Source organism: Aeromonas sp. S41-2 (genome assembly GCF_027705845.1).
Classification (GTDB): Bacteria; Pseudomonadota; Gammaproteobacteria; order Enterobacterales; family Aeromonadaceae; genus Aeromonas; species Aeromonas hydrophila.
In genome coordinates this window covers 813709-831467 of record NZ_JAPDCG010000001.1, presented here as the reverse complement: position 1 = coordinate 831467, position 17759 = coordinate 813709, and the positions used below count along the sequence as shown (strand labels likewise).

Annotated in this window: 14 protein-coding genes and 3 tRNA genes; 6 read left to right on the top strand and 11 right to left on the bottom strand. The window is 55.2% G+C overall.

The annotated features are described in order from the left end of the window. Positions 1 to 66 precede the first annotated feature (66 nt). On the bottom strand, positions 67 to 804 hold the full coding sequence (locus OKC44_RS03810; protein WP_065476044.1) for an EAL domain-containing protein: 738 nt from the start codon (positions 802 to 804) through the stop codon (positions 67 to 69). Positions 805 to 1058: 254 nt separating this feature from the next. On the opposite strand from OKC44_RS03810, the gene OKC44_RS03805 reads away from it, so the two are divergent. The 4 genes from OKC44_RS03805 (at position 1059) to OKC44_RS03790 (ending at position 5982) form a co-directional block, all read left to right on the top strand. Beyond that, positions 1059 to 1781 carry a hypothetical protein gene (locus OKC44_RS03805; protein ID WP_270811137.1) on the top strand — a complete coding sequence of 241 codons (723 nt, stop codon included), beginning with the start codon at positions 1059 to 1061 and terminating at the stop codon, positions 1779 to 1781. Positions 1782 to 1810: 29 nt separating this feature from the next. Further along, entirely contained in the window at positions 1811 to 2302 is a 492-nt protein-coding gene (locus OKC44_RS03800; protein ID WP_101618205.1) for a fimbrial protein, read from the top strand. Positions 2303 to 2369: 67 nt separating this feature from the next. Next, positions 2370 to 4808, top strand: coding sequence for a fimbrial biogenesis outer membrane usher protein (locus tag OKC44_RS03795; RefSeq protein ID WP_270811134.1), 2439 nt, complete (start codon positions 2370 to 2372; stop codon positions 4806 to 4808). 19 nt (positions 4809 to 4827) lie between these two features. Further along, on the top strand, positions 4828 to 5982 hold the full coding sequence (locus OKC44_RS03790; RefSeq protein ID WP_270811133.1) for a hypothetical protein: 1155 nt from the start codon (positions 4828 to 4830) through the stop codon (positions 5980 to 5982). Between the two features lie 24 nt (positions 5983 to 6006). On the opposite strand, the gene OKC44_RS03785 is transcribed toward OKC44_RS03790, so the two are convergent. After that, positions 6007 to 6645 (bottom strand): response regulator, encoded by a 639-nt coding sequence (locus tag OKC44_RS03785; RefSeq protein WP_101617926.1) that lies wholly within the window; start codon positions 6643 to 6645, stop codon positions 6007 to 6009. A gap of 120 nt (positions 6646 to 6765) precedes the next feature. On the opposite strand from OKC44_RS03785, the gene OKC44_RS03780 reads away from it, so the two are divergent. After that, positions 6766 to 10194 carry a transporter substrate-binding domain-containing protein gene (locus OKC44_RS03780; protein ID WP_270811132.1) on the top strand — a complete coding sequence of 1143 codons (3429 nt, stop codon included), beginning with the start codon at positions 6766 to 6768 and terminating at the stop codon, positions 10192 to 10194. Here OKC44_RS03780 and OKC44_RS03775 read toward each other — a convergent pair. The 4 genes from OKC44_RS03775 to OKC44_RS03760 form a co-directional block, all read right to left on the bottom strand. After that, entirely contained in the window at positions 10156 to 10449 is a 294-nt protein-coding gene (locus OKC44_RS03775) for a hypothetical protein (protein ID WP_270811130.1), read from the bottom strand. The genes OKC44_RS03780 and OKC44_RS03775 overlap by 39 nt on opposite strands. 134 nt (positions 10450 to 10583) lie before the next feature. Beyond that, positions 10584 to 10668, bottom strand: a tRNA-Tyr gene (locus OKC44_RS03770). 31 nt (positions 10669 to 10699) lie between these two features. Then, positions 10700 to 10784: transfer RNA gene (locus OKC44_RS03765), tRNA-Tyr, on the bottom strand. Between the two features lie 31 nt (positions 10785 to 10815). Continuing rightward, positions 10816 to 10900, bottom strand: a tRNA-Tyr gene (locus OKC44_RS03760). Between the two features lie 335 nt (positions 10901 to 11235). On the opposite strand from OKC44_RS03760, the gene OKC44_RS03755 reads away from it, so the two are divergent. Next, positions 11236 to 12468 carry a cysteine desulfurase-like protein gene (locus OKC44_RS03755; RefSeq protein ID WP_270811128.1) on the top strand — a complete coding sequence of 411 codons (1233 nt, stop codon included), beginning with the start codon at positions 11236 to 11238 and terminating at the stop codon, positions 12466 to 12468. Between the two features lie 53 nt (positions 12469 to 12521). Here OKC44_RS03755 and OKC44_RS03750 read toward each other — a convergent pair whose 3' ends face one another. The 5 genes from OKC44_RS03750 to OKC44_RS03730 form a co-directional block, all read right to left on the bottom strand. Next, complete coding sequence (locus tag OKC44_RS03750; RefSeq protein WP_011704959.1) at positions 12522 to 13583, bottom strand: protein-glutamate methylesterase/protein-glutamine glutaminase; 1062 nt, start codon at positions 13581 to 13583, stop codon at positions 12522 to 12524. Positions 13584 to 13593: 10 nt separating this feature from the next. After that, a complete protein-coding gene (cheD, locus tag OKC44_RS03745; RefSeq protein WP_103828701.1) occupies positions 13594 to 14064 on the bottom strand; it encodes a chemoreceptor glutamine deamidase CheD in 471 nt (156 codons plus the stop codon). A gap of 10 nt (positions 14065 to 14074) precedes the next feature. Beyond that, the gene (locus OKC44_RS03740) at positions 14075 to 14878 is read right to left on the bottom strand and encodes a CheR family methyltransferase (RefSeq protein WP_270811125.1); all 804 of its coding nucleotides are present in this window, start codon (positions 14876 to 14878) and stop codon (positions 14075 to 14077) included. Positions 14879 to 14934: 56 nt separating this feature from the next. Beyond that, positions 14935 to 17103, bottom strand: coding sequence for a methyl-accepting chemotaxis protein (locus tag OKC44_RS03735; protein ID WP_270811123.1), 2169 nt, complete (start codon positions 17101 to 17103; stop codon positions 14935 to 14937). A gap of 75 nt (positions 17104 to 17178) precedes the next feature. Next, positions 17179 to 17751: a chemotaxis protein CheW gene (locus tag OKC44_RS03730; protein WP_016349735.1), complete on the bottom strand. Its 573-nt coding sequence runs from the start codon at positions 17749 to 17751 to the stop codon at positions 17179 to 17181. Positions 17752 to 17759 lie beyond the last annotated feature (8 nt).

Sequence of the window (17759 nt, the reverse complement as noted above, 5' to 3'; positions counted from 1 at the left end):
CACCGCATCATGCAATTTGGCAGGGGAACGTCCCCGGCGCGAGTCGGCGGCCAAAAAAGGGGCGGTTCAGGCCCAGCGAGAGAGGGGGGAGGGCATGGCGTAGGCGTAGCCTTGCTGATAGTCACAACCGAGCCGGTTGGCGATTTCGATGTGCTGCAGGGTCTCGACCCCTTCGCACACCACCTTCATGCCGAGCCGTTGCAGGTACTCCACCAGACCGGTCAGCATGCGCAGGGCATGGGGTGTCTTGCTGGCTTGCAGCAGCAAGGAGCGATCCAGCTTGATGACCTCGTAGGGCAGCGCCAACATACGCTGGAAGTTGCACTCCAGGGTGCCGAAGTCATCGCAGGCAATATGGGCACCATGGCTGCGCAGTACCTCGATCAGCGCCCTGTGCTGCCGCTGCAGCGGGGCCTGTTCCAGTACCTCGAACCAGACCTCGATCCCCAGCTTGCGCGCCTGCATCAGCACCAGCAGCAACAGGTTCTGATAGGTGGGGCTGTTCAGGGTCGGGTTGAGATTGATGGAAAGAAAATAGGGTCCGGCCTGCGCCAGGGTCGGCAGATCTCGCATGATGGCCCTGAGCATGACGATATCCAGATGGAGGGATTGCTCCTCACTGAGGGAGGCAAAGTCGATGCCCTGATAGCTCTGCTGGGCCGGCTCCCAGCGTCTGGCCAGCACCTCATAACCCTTGACCTGATGATCCCGACCGATGATCGGCTGATAGAAGGGCACGGCAAGATCGGCCACCGCGATGCTTGCCATGTCACTTATTGGGTACTCTTCTTGAAATGCAAACACGGCACTCACCTGTTGACGGATATGGCTGCGGATAATACAGCAGAAGAGATCGGAAAAGCCTGTAGGAATCATCTGATAATTGACGTTAATTAATGCCTGCAATATAGGACTATTCCGATTAACGCTGACTCGTTTGCGTCATAGACTGGCCCTGAAAATATACGGTGGAATGATTTTTTAAATAACCTCAACACCTCTCGCCATGTTGATGGCTTTATTCATCCTGTCCGTATAGGTAAACGCCTGGGGTAGTAATGAGAAAAGTATATTTAATCTTGTTTTTGCTGTTCAGCGGCAATGCTTCTGCATCGGCAGAAATCAGTATCGGCACTCTATATGATTATATGTCTGGCCAGCAGAGCACTTATTTGAAACGGGTTCGTAATCAAGGCGATGCAACAGCCTTTGTAAAGGTGGCGATCCACGAAATCACCTATGACAGTGAAGGCCAGCCAAAGGAGTCTCCTGAGCTGACAGAAGGTAACAGGGCGCTGGTTGCTAGCCCCTCCAGGCTCATTATTCCAGCCAATGGAGTGCAGGCAAGCCGCTTTCTGTTTATGGGAGAGCGCGATAAAGAGCGCTACTTCAGGGTACGTTTTATACCAGTTCTGCCCAAGGCCGAGGATGGTTTTGATATTGATGCTGCAACTATCCAGGAAGAGCGGGAACAAGTATCTGCTGGTGTAAATATATTGACGGGCTTTGGTTCAATTCTGTTCGTGATGCCTAGACAAAGTCACTTCGATACTCAAATTATCGAAGATGAGAAGATGACCACCATTGTCAATAAAGGCAACACAACACTCATGCTGGATTTTTTTGAAGAGTGTGATGGACGGAAAAAGAATTGTTCCAGTCCGGCCAAGATGCATCTGTTGCCAAATATGAAGAAGCAGTTGATGAAGAAGAGAGATCGCCTCTATCGATTTGTGCTGATAGAGGGTGACAAGAGTAGAAACATGGTGATTGGTCACTGATGTTTCGTATTTCAAAAAAGGAGAAAGAAATGAAAGTATGGATAGCAGCGCCCTTGGCCATGCTGATGTCGGCCAATCTGATGGCTGCCGAACGTGTCGAGCATCAGGTCACCGTGACCGCCCAGATCCCGACCGAGGCGTTCTATGTGCAGCCCATCGGTGGTGACAACTGGATGAGTACCCCGCAGAAACTGAGCTACAACCCTTACACCAAGAAGCTGGACAAGCTGAGCAAGCAGATGGAAGCCAAGAGCACGATCGGCGCCATCACCGGTTATCTGACCAACCCGGCCGTGATGGCCAGCGGCAGTGACAACATCGCACTGAGCGTCAAGCTTGGCGGTGTCGCCCTGTCCACGACGTCTGCTGAAGTGATCAAGGCTGACGATGCCAAGACCGGCAAGCTGCTCGAGCTGGAAGTGATCCCTGCCGATGCCCCCGTTACTGGCTACAAGCCAGGTAATTACCAGGGCGTAGTGAACATGATTTTTGAATCAGAAGCACCTAAGGCTGGCGCATAAGCCTTCCTTTCAAGGCTCCCTGCGACAGGGAGCCTTTTTGTCTGCATCGAGAAGAGTGAGATGAACAGTGTTGTATTCTCCGTTCCTGTTAGTCCTGGTGGTGTTGTGCTGGCCGGCCTGGGCCAATGAGGCACGTGTAACGCAGCCGCTTGATCTTTTGCAGCAAGCGGAGAGCTTGCCGGATGACTTTGCCGATCACTTCTTTGGCGTTCCGCTGGCGGTGCGCATTTTATTGGATGGGCAGTTGCTGGGGGAAGGTGAGGTAGTGCTGGGCAAAGATACCAGCGTGCAATTATTGACATTGACGGACAGCTACGAGTCCGAATTGAGTGAGCGAGATCGCCAGCACTGGAGCCAGATTTTATCCAGTTCCCATCAACTGGGGCCTTGTCAGCAAAAATGCGAGGACGGTGTTCTGGCGCTGGAATACAGCCTGGAAAACTCCCAGCTATCCATCTTGACCGCCAACGTGGAGAAGGGCCGACTGTCGACCCGCTACCATTCCCTGCCCGAGGGGGGCAGTTACGGCGCCTTGCTGCGCCATCAGTTGAACCTCAGTCAAGGAGAAGGTGAACAGCGTAGTGGTCGCTACAACTTGACGGCGCAGGGCAGCATGGGCGAGTGGAGTCCACTGCTGGAGGGCGAGTTAAGTCAATCTGGTGACGGTCAGGGGACGTTGCACCATATTCAGCAACTTTATGCCGAGCATGAGGGGGCTGGCCGCTTCTACCGACTGGGGTATTTCTCACCTTATGCCCAGGGATTGGTTCGTCAGCCGGCGCTGTTTGGTGGACGTACCCCTACCGTGCTGGGGGTGATGCTGGGTGATTCCGATACCTTGTTGATTGAGCAAGGGCAGGCGAGCGCTACGCCTGTTTACGTGACACCAAGCCGGCCCGGTATGGTTGAAATATACCGGGATGGACAGCTCATCAATTCGCAGCAAGTGATCGCCGGGTTACAGGCGCTGGATACCCGAGTGCTGCCAGCCGGTATCTACGAAGTTGAGTTACGGGTATTGGAAGATGGTCAAGTCACCGAGCGGCGACGTGAGACGATCTACAAGCCGATGAATTGGCAGAATCCGGACGAGACTTGGCGGTTCAACCTGTTTGCCGGTCAGCAGACCCGCTTGCTCAGCAATTGGGATGAGAGTGACGTCAGCAGCTTGAGCAGCGGGGTCATGGTCAATCATCTGCTGGCTTCTTCCGTCATCATCGGCGCTTCCAGCCAATATATCGATGAGCGATGGCAAAACGGTCTGTTAGCGGATTGGGGCCTGACTGAGCAGTGGCGACTGCTTGGCAACCTGATGACCACTCAAGGGCTAGGACATGGCTTCGATCTGCAACTGCTCCATCACTATGGTTCCGGCAGTCTGGTCGTCGGCCATCAGCGGCAATATTTGAGTCAGAGCGAGGCATCTGACAGCAATACGACCCAAAGCACACTCTCGCTGCAGCAGCGTCTCAGTGACAGCCACTCTGCCAATCTTTATGTGTCGCATCAACCGGGCTACGGGACCGGTGCTGACCTCGGATGGCGTTATAACGGCGAGTTGTTCAGTCAGAACATGAGCTGGAGCCTGACGGTGTTTGACCGACCAGGCAGCATCAGCACGGCCCATGCCCGTGATCGGGGTGGCATGCTTTCCCTGAGTATGAATCTGGGTGGTGAGCGCAGCCTGCTGGCCATCGGTGTCGGTAGTCGGACATCCCGCTCCGGTGGGCAGGAACGTAATGGATCCCTCAGTTATCAGCAGTTGCTGGAATGGGGGGCGTTGCAAAGTGTCGGTGCCAGTTTGACGTCCGATAGCTACGGGGTTGGGACGGCTGGATATGCCCGCTTTGAGGGGGAGCGACTGAGTGGTGATGCCCACTTGCAATCTTCCTCCTATAACCAGGTCGTCAGTGGTGGGCTCAATCTGGATAGCACCATGGCGTTGGGGGACGACGGGAGTGTCGCCATGACTGGACAACCACAAGGGTATGAAGCAGGGATGATCGTCGATGTGGAGTCTGATATGCCTGAGCTGACCCTGCGAGCTGATGATGAACAGGGGCGTTATACGGTGCTGAAACCCGGGCGTAATCTGGTTCCTGTGACCGCCTATCGTAGCAGTGCGGTACAACTGGATCTCGCCGGGCACGATGCTCCATCGATGAACATCCGACCTAACGTGCTGCCCTATCACCTCAACAAGGGGGGCGTGGCCTATCACAAGGTCAAGGTAATGAAGACGGTGACAGTCATCGGACGCCTGCTGAATGGGGAAGGTTCTCCCATAAAGGGGGCCATGGTTATTAACCACGCCGGCCGTACCGTGAGTGAAGCTGACGGTTTCTTTGCAGTCGAGATGAGCGAGCACAATCCCAGTTTGCAGGTGGAGCACCGTGGCGGTCAGCGGTGTGATCTTTCTCTCGACATGAACCGGGTCGAGCGCCAGCGGGAGGTGCTCTTGCTGGGTGATTTGACCTGCATATTGCAGGAGTTGGCTCGTCAATGATATTAGGTAGGAAAAGAGTATGAAGGCAGGAGCACTGAATCGTTACGGCTGGATTTTGCTGTTGTGTCTAACGGGATTGACCCAGGCGGCCACGCTTAACATTACAGCTGAATATAATCCTGCCAATTACTTGGAAGAGGGCGCTAAGTTTATCAACACCACCCCCTGTACCCAGTCGCTGGTGAATTGGTGTTCGGGAACGGCGACGGTCGATAAACCACAAGCAATTTACGTGAGTACTTATACCCAGCGAGCAGTCAAGGACACCGAAGATAAACGTTTTGGTATTCATTATTTGTCATTTCCGCCGGCTAGAGAGGTGATTCTGACTAGTACAACTGGGGGGGGCGCATTTCCATTTAAGTTTATACTGACTGATATTGGCTCTCAGATCATTATGGATAATCAAAATAAACTGCAGGAACAGGGCGACTGTATCAATGACAAGTATTCATGGAATAATGTAGCAACTTTCCAGTTTAGCAAAATAAAAGAGTCGATGCAGTCATCCGGCGGTGTCTGCTATAGTAATCAAAATAACTTAAGCAAAACTGTAAAAATTGCCAGCCTGTATCTTGGCTATAAACTCAAGACGCCAAATCCTTTGACCATGCCAAATGGTACCTACGTTGGAAGGACCACATTCACTGTCGGTGCGTATAAAGACTTTGATCTGGGAGGGGGTACTTATTCTGACAATTCAATAACGATAATTTTCACCGTAAAAGTAATGCATCAAATAAAAGTAGAGTTTACTACCAGTGAGAGTGAAGTTGAGTTGAAGCCACCCTATGGCTGGACAGAATGGATGCAGACCGGCAGAGTTCCTGTTTATTTAACCGGGGAGTTACCATATAAATTATGGGCTACGTCTACTTATGCCGCATTTTTGAAATGTGATAATGCTGATGGTCTAAGCTGTCAATTGAAAAATACGCAGACAGGCCATAAAGTGAGGCTAACCGTATACAATATGAGTACGTTAGGAGAGCAAACGATGCTTTCTCTAGCCGGCATTACCAAGTTCCCTGTTAATATTGATGGGGCAGGAGTTATCGGTAGAGAACAAAAAGTTATTTTTAAAATAGAGAAATCCGAATTAGGTAAGATACTAAAATACCCGGGAGGAACTTATAAAGGAACGGTAACCATTGTATTTGATGCACTTCTATAGGTCGTCTGATATTGGTGAAAAGGGTTAAACTAACCCTTTTTCTTTGGCATATTGAAACAGAGCGCTGTCACTGTGCAGACCGAGCCGCTGCATGGCGCTCTTTTTCTGGGTGCTGATGGTCTTGATGCTGCGATTCAAATACTCCGCAACTTGAGAGACGGACATGCCGCTGGCCAGTAGACGTACGACTTCATTCTCTTTTGGTGTCAGCTGCAGCGGTTGAGTTGTGTCAGGCATACCGCTTTCTGCCAATAACAACTTTACAGAATGACCAAGATATTCTTGACCAGATAAGACATGGCGGATCGCATCAGATAGTTCACTGATGACGGCTTTTTTCAGTAGTATCCCGCTGACGCCAAGTTGCAGCAAACTTTGCAGTATTCCGGCATTTTGTATTTGTGTCAGTACGATAATGGATAGCTGTGGGTAATTCCTTTTTAAACTCTGGATCATGGCCAGGCCATCGCTACGTGAGTCACCCGGCATACTGAAGTCAGTTATTAAAATATCGCAGTGATGTTGCTGCAATGTTTTGAATAATTCAGAAACTTGGTGTGCTTCAGCAACAATTTCGCAACCGGTCTGATGTTGTGCAATAAGGCTGCGGATCCCGGTCAGTATCAGCGGGTGATCGTCGGCAAGAATGATCTTGGAAGACATATATGAGCCCTATATGAAAGCTTGAGTAATATTTACACTAGCAAACATTTCATTTCTATACTACTTTGCACGACCATTTTTTAGTACTTAGATAATATCCACTCCTTCAGAATTGGCATAGTGAGATGTCTCCATATGAGCGTATATCGATGCATAATCGTTATAATGGTATTTAATTTATGCATATTTCCAAAGTTATCATTCGCTCATAAAGACAACTCATTACCAACAATAAAAGTCGGGTTATTGACTGGTGGCTGGGGGCCATTTCAGCGGTGGGATGGACATAATGCCAGCGGCTTCAGTGTCGAGTTGATTAGCATATTGGCCAAGAATCTTGACTATCGCATTGAATGGAAAGCCTATCCAGATTGGAACCAGTTATATATGGCGAGTTGTGCGGGTCAGGTTGATATTCTGTTGGATGCCTTTCGTGCAGATGAACGAGAGTGTGTTACCTACAGCCGCCCCTATTATTCTTCACCAACAGTGGTGGTGGTGCGCCATGATGCACCTTTTTTTAGAGATGTCAGTGGTTTAAGTAAATCTCGAATGGCTATAGAGGCAGGTTTTTTAACCGAGAAGCTGGTTAGAGCCTACTATCCGGATGTATTGCGCCTGTTGTTTCGAGATACCGACATGGCCCTGCAAGCCGTTTTGGATAAACGAGCCGATGCCTATATCGGCAATTTGCATGTCACGAATCAGTTTATTGCCCAGCATCCAGAACTGGCCGTGGTCGCTCAGGCCCCCTTGTTGATGGAGAGCCTGCACCTTGGTATCAGCAAACATAAATCCAGACTGGGAGTCCGGTTTGATACCGCGATTCAGGCGCTGACGGTGGAAGAGCGCAGTGCTCTTGAACAGAGCTGGTTAAGTGATGGCAGCTTGAGTTTTCAGGGACACAGCGGTTTTTTACTGCGCCCTGATGAGCGTGAGTGGCTCTCCCGTCTGCCTCCCCTCAGGCTGGGTTTTATTCCTGGGTGGGTGCCGTTTTCCTATGCGGATCACGAGGGTAAATTGACGGGGTTGATAGGCGATTATCTGGATGTGTTCAAGGACAAGCTGGGCTTGGCCTATCAATACCGTGTTGATCAGAGTTGGCCAGAGTTGCTGCAGGCATTGCTCCATCAAGACGCTGATATTGCGGTCATTCCTATTCGAATCAGCCAGAGGGTTGCGGGCTGGCAGGTGAGCCAACCTATTGCGTCCTTTCCCGTGGTCATTGCCATGTCTCGTGGCAGCAGCACTTTTGGGGGATTTGCAGAGCTGGCGGGCAAGCACTTGATCGTCACCGACAGCTTGCTGATTACCGAGTTGAAGTCCCGGATCCCTGACATACAGACCACGGTTGTTTCCAGTCCAAAAGAGGGGTTGGCGATGGTGGCCTCCGGCAAAGGTGATGCCTATATGGGCAATCTGGCGGTGATATCACGGCTCATCAACGAGCATTTTGATGACTCGCTGCATATTGTCGCGCCCACTCCTTTCAGGGATGAGCTCGCGGTTGCCGTACGAGAGGTCTATGCCCCCTTGCTGCCACTCATTAACCGGGTGTTGGACAGCATGAGTGACAAGGAGAAGCGGCAGATCCGCAACAGCTGGCTGGCGGTGAACTACCACGAGGGTATTTCATGGCACAAGCTGGTCAGTACCCTGATCCCTGTCGGTGCCGGTATCACCCTGTTTATTCTTTCACTCTCTATCGCTTACTTTCACCTGCGCCAGGAGATAACCCGCAGGCGTCAGGTGGAGGCCGATCTGGCTTTAGCCAAGGAGGCGGCTGAGCTGGCCGCCAGGCAGAAGGCCGACTTCCTCGCCACCATGAGCCACGAGATCCGGACCCCCATGAACGGCATCATCGGGATGGCGGAACAGCTGCGTTTTACCCCGCTCGATCCGGAGCAGCGCCAGATGGTGGGCATCATCAATCAGGGGGCGGAAGGACTGCTCCAGCTGATAGGCAATGTGCTGGATTACTCCAAGCTGGATGCCGGCAAGATGGAGTTGGCACCCACCAGCTTTCTGCTGCGTGAGCTCATCGACAGCGTACTGACAATGACCAGTAGCGAGTTGCAGCGCAAAGGGTTGCAACTCTATCTGCGCGTTGATGATGAAGTGGGGGCCCGTTTCTATGGTGATGTGCTGAGGCTCAAGCAGGTGCTGTTCAACCTGGCCAGCAATGCGATCAAGTTCACCGAGCGCGGCTTCATCGAACTGTCGATCAGAGTAGAGGGAGAGACGGATGAAGAGCAGTGGCTGTTGCTTGGGGTGCAGGATACCGGCATCGGCATGAGCGAGGATGTGCAGGCCCGAGTTTTCAATGCCTTCGAACAGGCGGATGGCGCCACGACCCGCAGTTATGGGGGGACCGGACTTGGTCTCAGTATCAGTCAGACACTGGCGACCTTGATGGGGGGGCGATTGAGGCTTGAGAGTGCCCCAGGGCTGGGTACCCATATCGGCTTGTCTATCCCCCTGGCACTGGAAGCACGTCATGAACCGGACCCCAAGCTGGCGGGGCTGAGCGTCTTCATGGCATTGCCGGATGGCAAACTGCACCACACGCTACGGTTGCATCTGCTGTCGCTGGGGTTGCGGCTGTGTGGAGCCCCACAGGGCGCACACTTGTTGTTTGGTGACCTGAATGAGCCGGCCGCCATCCGGGTCGCGCCGCTTGGCAACGTGCTGGGTTATCAGCTTCGTGATGATGGTCATTATTGCCTCAACAGTAATCCCCTGACCTGGCAGGCCGTGAGGGATGTCTGTTATCGCCAGCTGGGCCTGGCCGAGCAACTGCCGTCCGATTTTCCGTCAGTTGGAGCGGATGAACCACTGTTGCCACAGCGATTGCTGGTCGTCGAGGATCACCACCTGAATCAGGTTTTGGTGCAGCGCCAGCTCAAACAGCTCAATCTGCAGTGCGATCTGGCTGAGAATGGTCGACAGGCGCTCGCCATGCTGACTTTTCATCGCTATGACCTGATCCTGTGCGATTGCCAGATGCCGGTGATGGATGGTTATGAGTTTACCCGTCGGGTGCGGGCCACAGAGGGGTTGGCACAACTCCCCATCATTGCCATGACGGCCAACGTGTTGCCGGAGCAGGCACAGCGTTGTCTGGCGGCCGGTATGAATGATGTACTGGGCAAGCCCGTACTCATGGACGGACTGCGCCAGATGCTGATGAAGTGGCAGATATTGCCGGTACCCAGGTTGCTCGATATCAATCTGTTACAGGCAGCATTTGGTTCTTCATTTGAGACAATGCTGGTGTCGTTTCGTCAGGAGCTGGAACAGTCCCTTGGCTTGAGCCATGAGGATGACAAGGCGCTTGCAAATTGGGTGCATCGACAGGCGGGAACGATAGCCATGATGAGGGTTGACGGAGTAGCAGAACAGGCATGGCATCTGGAAGAACAAATCCGCAAAGATGGGCGTGCACGATGCGAGGGGGAGTTGATGAAATTTCGCGATGTTTTGCAACAACTTGTCGATGAACTAGCGGCACTATCCCGAGACTGTCGTCAGCCTGCTGTGGCTATCTGATGACAACGCAGGGTGACCGGAGGAGGGGACGGGCTGTACGGCCTGTGCCAGCCAGGTCCAGTCGAGCAGGGGGGTATCGGCTTTGAAGCGCTGATAGGCAAGGCCCTGGTCGACGGTCAGAAACAGGGTGGTCGGCAGGCCGATGCGGTTGGTGTAGCGCACCATCACTTCACCCCGATAGGAGCTCAGTCGTTGCTGCAGCTGCGGCAGACTCAGCCCGGTTGCCTGTCCCTTTTCATCCCAGATCTCGAACATGGTCATGTCTCTTGATGCGATGGCAATACTGTTTCCAAAAGCGGGCCGGCAGGCAATTGTCAGATCTGACAGTGTCAAATGGATAGAAGCGTGAAAAGCGAAAACCCGGCACTGGGCCGGGTTTTCTTGAATGATGGTGGAGGGAGAAGGATTCGAACCTTCGAAGGCAGAGCCGTCAGATTTACAGTCTGATCCCTTTGGCCGCTCGGGAACCCCTCCACAGGGGCCTTGCATATTGTGTTCAGGAAGATGGTGGAGGGAGAAGGATTCGAACCTTCGAAGGCAGAGCCGTCAGATTTACAGTCTGATCCCTTTGGCCGCTCGGGAACCCCTCCACGGGGTATTTTCCTGATTGTTGCACTTGAATGGTGGAGGGAGAAGGATTCGAACCTTCGAAGGCAGAGCCGTCAGATTTACAGTCTGATCCCTTTGGCCGCTCGGGAACCCCTCCCCAAGTGCGAGGCGCATACTATCAGATCTTCGCTCTTTGTGAACCCCTGGTGGGCCTATCTGGCGATAAAAAAGTGCCATTCGGTCATTTTTTGATATTTGTCGCTCATTTTTCACGCTTATCAACGACTTCCCTGTCGCTGTCATACCGGATCCAGGACTCATCGCGGGTGTGAAGCACCATCAGACAAGATGCGCCGAGTAGCGTTTTGTACTGAAAAAATCACCTTCTCTTCTAAGTGTGATGGCTGACCGCTTCCTTGATGGACATTGCTGCTGCCGCATTTTACTCTCGCCATGTTATTCAACTGTTAACATGGATTGTGGACTCTCCCTATGCAGGCTCTCGATATCGCCGTGTTGCGCGGCCAGTTTCCCGCTCTCAATCAGCTGGTTGAGGGCAAAGCCCCCATCTTCTTCGACGGCCCCGGTGGCGCTCAGGTGCCACATGCCGTACTCACCGCCATGACCGATTACCTCGGTCACTTCAACGCCAATCTGGGCGGCCCCTTTTTCTCGGCCAGGGTGACCGAGCAGCAGGCGCTGCGGGCCAGGCAGGCGGTGGCTGCGTTGCTGGGGGCTGAGCGGGCAGAGGAGATAGTGTTCGGCGCCAACTTCACCACCCTGACCTTTGCGCTCAGCCGAGCGCTGGCGCGGGAGTGGCAGGCTGGTGACGAGATCATCGTCAGCGCGCTCGATCACTACTCCAACGTTTCCAGTTGGCAGCAAGCGGCGGCGGATCGCGGTGTGGTGGTGCATCAGGCAAGAGTGGACGTGGCCACCGGCGGGCTGGACTATGAGCATCTGTTCAGCCTGCTGGGGCCCAAGACCCGGCTGGTGGCGGTGACGGCGGCCTCCAATACTACCGGCACTCTGGTCGACATCCCTCGCATCGCTGATGCGGTGCACGGGGTAGGGGCGCTGCTCTATGTGGATGCGGTTCACTTTGCTCCCCACGAGCGTATCGATGTGCAGGCCTGGGATTGCGATTTTCTGGGGTGTTCCGCCTACAAGTTTTTCGGCCCGCACCTCGGCATTCTCTACGGCAAGTATCGTCACCTGGCGCATTTCACTCCTTACAAGGTTGAACCGGCCAAAAATGTGGCGCCCTACAAGTGGGAGACCGGCACCCAGAGCTGGGAAGCACTGGCCGGGGTGGAGGCCACCGTCGAATACCTGGCCTCCCTGTCCGGGTTGGATGGCGCAGAGAATGAGCTGGAAGCTCGCCTCGATCTGGCGTTTGCCCGCAGCCAGGCCCATGAACGCCAGCTCAGCGAGCACCTGCTGGCCAAGCTGGCTGAGCGGCCCTGGTTCACCCTGCACGGCATTCACGGCAGCCAGGGGCGTACCCCGACCTTCGCCCTGACGTCAAACCGTCATACTCCGGCCGAGATGGCCGAGTTTTTGGGACTGCATCAGGTATGCAGCTGGGCTGGCCACTTCTATGCCTTGGCACTGGTTGAGCAACTGGGAGTGAGCGATGGGGTGCTGCGCATAGGTTGCATGCACTACAACACCTCGGCCGAGATTGACCGTCTGTTTGCCCTGCTCGACGATATGCCGCATTGAGATAAAACAGCCCGGTCATGCCGGGCTGTGTCGTCTCATCTCTCTGTTGCCTGCTAGCGGCCCACGATGGCGTGATGGATATCCTGCAGCGGCAAGACATGGCGGGCGGCGCCAAGCTTGATGGCCTCCTTGGGCATGCCGAAGACCACGCAGGAGGCCTCATCCTGGGCGAAGGTGTTGGCGCCCGCCTCCAGCATTTCCCGTAATCCGCGGGCGCCGTCATCCCCCATCCCGGTCATGATGATGCCGGTGGCATTGCCGCCGGCAAACTTGGCCACCGAGCGAAACAGCACGTCTACCGAAGGGCGGTGGCGGTTGATGAGGGGGCCGTCCATCACGTCGACGTGATAGTAGGCGCCGCTGCGTTTGAGCAGCATGTGCTTGCCGCCGGGGGCGATCAGCGCCAGCCCGGGGATCACCCTGTCATTGCTCTTGGCCTCCCGCACTTCTATCTGGCACAGGCTGTTGAGCCGCTCGGCAAATGAAGCGGTGAACTTCTCCGGCATGTGCTGCACGATGACAATGCCGGGGCAGACCCGGGGCAGGGTGGTCAACACGGCTTCCAGCGCCTGGGTGCCGCCGGTGGAGGTACCGATCGCTACGATCCGCTCGGTGGTCTGGGCCATGGCATGCTGGCTGGCGGCGGGCATGATGGCGTCGGCGTTGAGCTTGGGGGCGACGCTGGGGGCGGGCACTTTGGCCAGTCGTCTGACATTGGCCTGGGCGGCTGCGCGTACCGCCATGGCCAGCTCCTGCGCCGACTCCTGCAGAAAGCTTTTCAGGCCGACGGTGGGCTTGGTGATGATGTCCACGGCGCCGGCGGCCATGGCTTGCAGCGTGGTCTCCGCCCCTTTTTCGGTCAGGGAAGAGCAGATGACCACGGGAGTGGGGTGCTCGGCCATGATCTTGGTGAGGAAGGTGATGCCATCCATGCGCGGCATCTCCACGTCCAGCACGATCACGTCCGGCCACTCCTTCTTCAGCTTCTCCAGTGCAAACAGCGGATCAGACGCGGTGGCGATGACCTTGATATCCGGCTCCTGCTCGAGAATGGCCTGCAATACCTGCCTGACCACGGCGGAATCATCCACCAGCATGACCTTGATCTGTTTCATTCCCGTCCCCTTAGCGATGTGGCAAGCGGTGATGACGCACCCAGACATTGCCGTTGGCCAGCTCAAAAATCAGGCTTCTGTGTCCCGCATGGCCAAGATGGTGGGCCTTGATGGTGAGGCCCAGATGCTGGGTCAGTTGCCAGGCGGCCTTGATGTTTCTGATGGCCACATTCATGGTGTTGAGCGTTTGTTGTTCGATAAACATGTTGCCGCCGCCAAAGAGCTTGACCTCGTATTCGTGGATGGGAGCGGGATATTTGCTTATCTCATTGATAAATAGCTGAATTGCTTCATCGGCATAGCGACCGTCCAGACTCATGGTGTTGTGACCTCGGCTGGGCAGCATGTAGTGGCACATGCCGCCTCGCTTCTGTTCCGGGTGCCACATGGTAATGGCCACACAGGAACCAAGATGGGTGCGAATGATGGTGTCATCCTGCCCAAAATAGAATTCTCCGGGTTGCAGCGAGACCTCTCTCATATTGAAACCCTTATGGTTTCAGATAGATGGAAGGCGATACCAGTTGCAGGCCATGAGGCAGACCGTTCAGGCTCTCGGCATGACTGACGATGAGATAGCCCCCTTTGCGCAGGCGCGGCACCAACCGTTGCAGTACCTGGGCCTTGGTCTCCCGGTTGAAATAGATCATCACGTTGCGGATCAGGATGACGTCGAACAGCCCGATGTCGGGTAGTTCCTGATTCAGATTGATGTGATGAAACTGCACCTTCTCGCGCAGCTTGCGATCGATGATGAAGGTGCCTTCCTGAAAACCGACCCCTTTCAGGCAGTACTTCATCAAAAATGGTAGCGGGATGTTGTGGGCCCGCTCGATGGGATATTGCCCGGATCTGGCCTGCTCCAGCACTCGGGTCGAGATATCCGAGGCGATGACCTCCCAACTGCCATGGTTCAGATTGTCGGCCAGGGTCATGGCCAGGCTGTAGGGCTCTTCACCGGAAGAGCTGGCCGCGCTCCAGATCCGTACCGCCCGTTCTTTTGGCAGTTGTGCCAATACCTTGTTGCCGAGAAATTCAAAGTGCTTGGGTTCGCGAAAAAAATAGGTCTCGTTGGTGGTGAGCAGATCGAGTGCGACCTGCAGTTCTGCCCCCCGGTTATTCATGATCAGGCTGAAATAGTCGCCGTAGCTCTCCAGCTCGTAGTGGCAGAGGCGCTTTGACAGGCGGCTGGCGACCAGGGCCTTTTTGGCCGGTGACAAGTCGATACCCGCCGTCTGGTGGATCCAGCGTTGAAACTGCGCAAACTCATCATCATGCAACTGGGTCTGATACACGCGCAAACTCCCTGCGGTGAGCGGGATGCGGGTGAGCTTGGCCCACCCGCATCAGGCTAGAAGCGGATAAAGTCGGCGTCATTGTGAGGGCGTGGCGTGGTGCCTACACCTTCCTGGCCGTTGCCCTCGTGCATGAAACGCCCCCGTGGGCTACCACGGGCCGGTGCCTTCTGGTTGGCGCCGTGCTTGTGCTGTTCCAGCGTGAAGAACTCCATCGCCAGTTGTAGCTGTTCTGCCTGGCTGCTCATCTCCTCGGCGGTGGCGGCCAGCTCCTCACTGCAGGAGGCATTTTGTTGAGTGACCTGGCTCAGCTGATTCATGGCGATGTTGATCTGGCTGACGCCGGTGGACTGTTCGGCGGAGGCGGCGCTGATCTCCTGCACCAGATCCGAGGTCTTGTTGATGGAGGGCACCATCTGATCGAGCAGACGGCCCGCCTTCTCCGCCATGTCGACACTGCTAGAGGCCAGCTCGCCGATCTCCTGGGCTGCGACCTGGCTGCGCTCCGCCAGTTTGCGCACTTCGGCGGCTACCACGGCGAAGCCCTTGCCGTGATCCCCGGCCCGGGCGGCCTCGATGGCGGCATTGAGGGCCAGCAGATTGGTCTGGTAGGCGATGTCGTCGATGATGCCGATCCGTTTGGCGATCTGCTTCATGGCATCGACCGTGAGCTTGACGGCCTCACCGCCTTCCATGGCCTCCTTGGCGGCCTTGCTGGCCATGCCATCGGTGACTTGGGCATTGTCGGTGTTCTGGTTGATGCTGGCGCTCATCTGCTCGATGGAGGCGCTGGTCTCTTCCATGCTGGAAGCCTGTTCGCTGCTTGACTGGCTGATGGATTGGGCGGTGGCGCTGACCTGTTCGGCCGCGCTGGAGAGATTGTCAGATGCGCCCCGTACTTCGGTGACGATATTGGTCAGCGAGACGATGGTCTGGTTGAGGGAGTCCTTGGTGGTGCCAAATACACCGGGGTAGTCGGCTTCGACCTGTTGGGTCAGGTCGCCTCTGGCCAGGGATTGCACCACCCGGATCACGTCGTTGAGGCTGGTATCGATCACCTCAGCGATGCGATTGATCCCCTCTCCCAGGGTCTGGAAGAAGCCATTCTTGCCGGTCAGGTCCATGCGACGGTGCAGTTCGCCGTTGATCACCGCCTGCACTATTTCCGACATCTCCCGCTCGATGGCGACTTCTTTGGTGCGATCCGACCACTCGACCACGGAGCCGAGCCGTTCGCCATCGTCGCTAAACACCGGGTTGGCGATGAGCGAGAAGGTGCGCCCGCCGAGCAGGATCTGGGTGCGATAGGTGTTGTTCAGCTTGGCCAGCATGCTGCGCTGATGGCCCGGATTTTTGTGGAAGCTGTCGATGTTGGCCCCCATCAGGGTGGCTGAATTGAAGTTGTAGAGTTCTTTGCGAATATCCGCTTCAGCCAGGCTCAGCATCTCTTTGACGGATTCATTCATGTAGATGATGTTGAGATCGGTGTCGGCGATCATCACGTTGGTGCTGGCGCCATCGAGCGCCTTCTTGACGCGCAGGCTCTCTGCTGCGGCGATCTTGGCCGCGGCGCTGGCAGCCTTCATCTCGTTCTCGATGGCGATCTCCTTGGTCCGGTCTGACCACTCGACAACGGAGCCAAGCCGTTCGCCGCCATCGTTGAAGACCGGATTGGCGATCAGCGAGAAGATACGCCCCCCGACGGTTATCTGGGCGCGATAGGTGCTGTTCAGTTTGGCCAGCATGCTGCGCTGATGGGAAGGGTCTTTGTGGAAGGTATCAATGTTCTTGCCCATCAGCTGTCTGACATCAAAATTGGGCAGATCCTTGCGAATGTCCGATTCGGCCTGGCCCAGCATGGCGAGCACGGCTTCATTCATATAGACGATGTCGAGATTGGTATCGGCGATCATCACATTGGTCGAGGCCCCATCCAGCGCCTTGCGCACTCGCAGGTTTTCATCATACAGGGTCTGGTTGGCACTGATGGTGGCGAGGGTGTTGCTAAGGCGCTCCCCCAGCAGTGCCAGTACGGTATTGAACTCCTGACAGAGTTCCCGCAGCGGGCCGCTGAGCGAACCCAGCTCAAGCTGGGCTGACTGGTCGCCTTGTCTGATCCCCTGCTGGAGCGATCGGGTTGCACCAATGAGCTGGAGCAGTTGTTCCTGCAGCAAGGCATGAGCGCTGCCGTTGCCGAACAGATTACCAAAAAATGATTGAGTCATGAGCCTTATCCTTGTGCGACATGTCATTGCTGTGTGGTGTGGTGAGCGACACTCTTGTTGCTTGCTACGCCTGAATCACGGTGTCTGTGGCTTCTGTTCCAGCAACCGTTCCTGCTGCTGGGTCAGTTCGCTGAGCTGTGCCATCTCGTCGATGGAGAGCACCTTCTCGGTATTGATGAGGATGACGAATTTGCCATTTACCTTGCCCATGCCGCTGATAAAGTCGGCCCGGATGCGAGCCCCGAAACTCGGTGGCGGCTCTATCTCATTGCAGGGAATGGTCAGTACTTCGGAGACGGAATCCACTACCACGCCGATGTCCTGATTGCCGTGTTCCGGGTCGTCCGGATGCACTCCCTCGATAATGACGATGCAGCTGCGGCGGGTGATGCTGGAGGGAGCATTGCCAAAGCGAGCATTGAGATCCACCACCGAGACCACGGCTCCCCTGAGGTTGATCACGCCGCGGATGAAGCTCGGCATCATGGGGATGGGGGTGATGTTGCCGTATTCGATGATCTCCTTTACCCCGAGAATGTTGATGGCAAACATCTCGCCGTTGATGAGAAAGGTCAGGTACTGGGCATCGCCCTGGTTATCAGGGGCCAGCGTGCCAGGCTGGACGGCCACTTCGGTAGACATGCTCATGGGGCTCT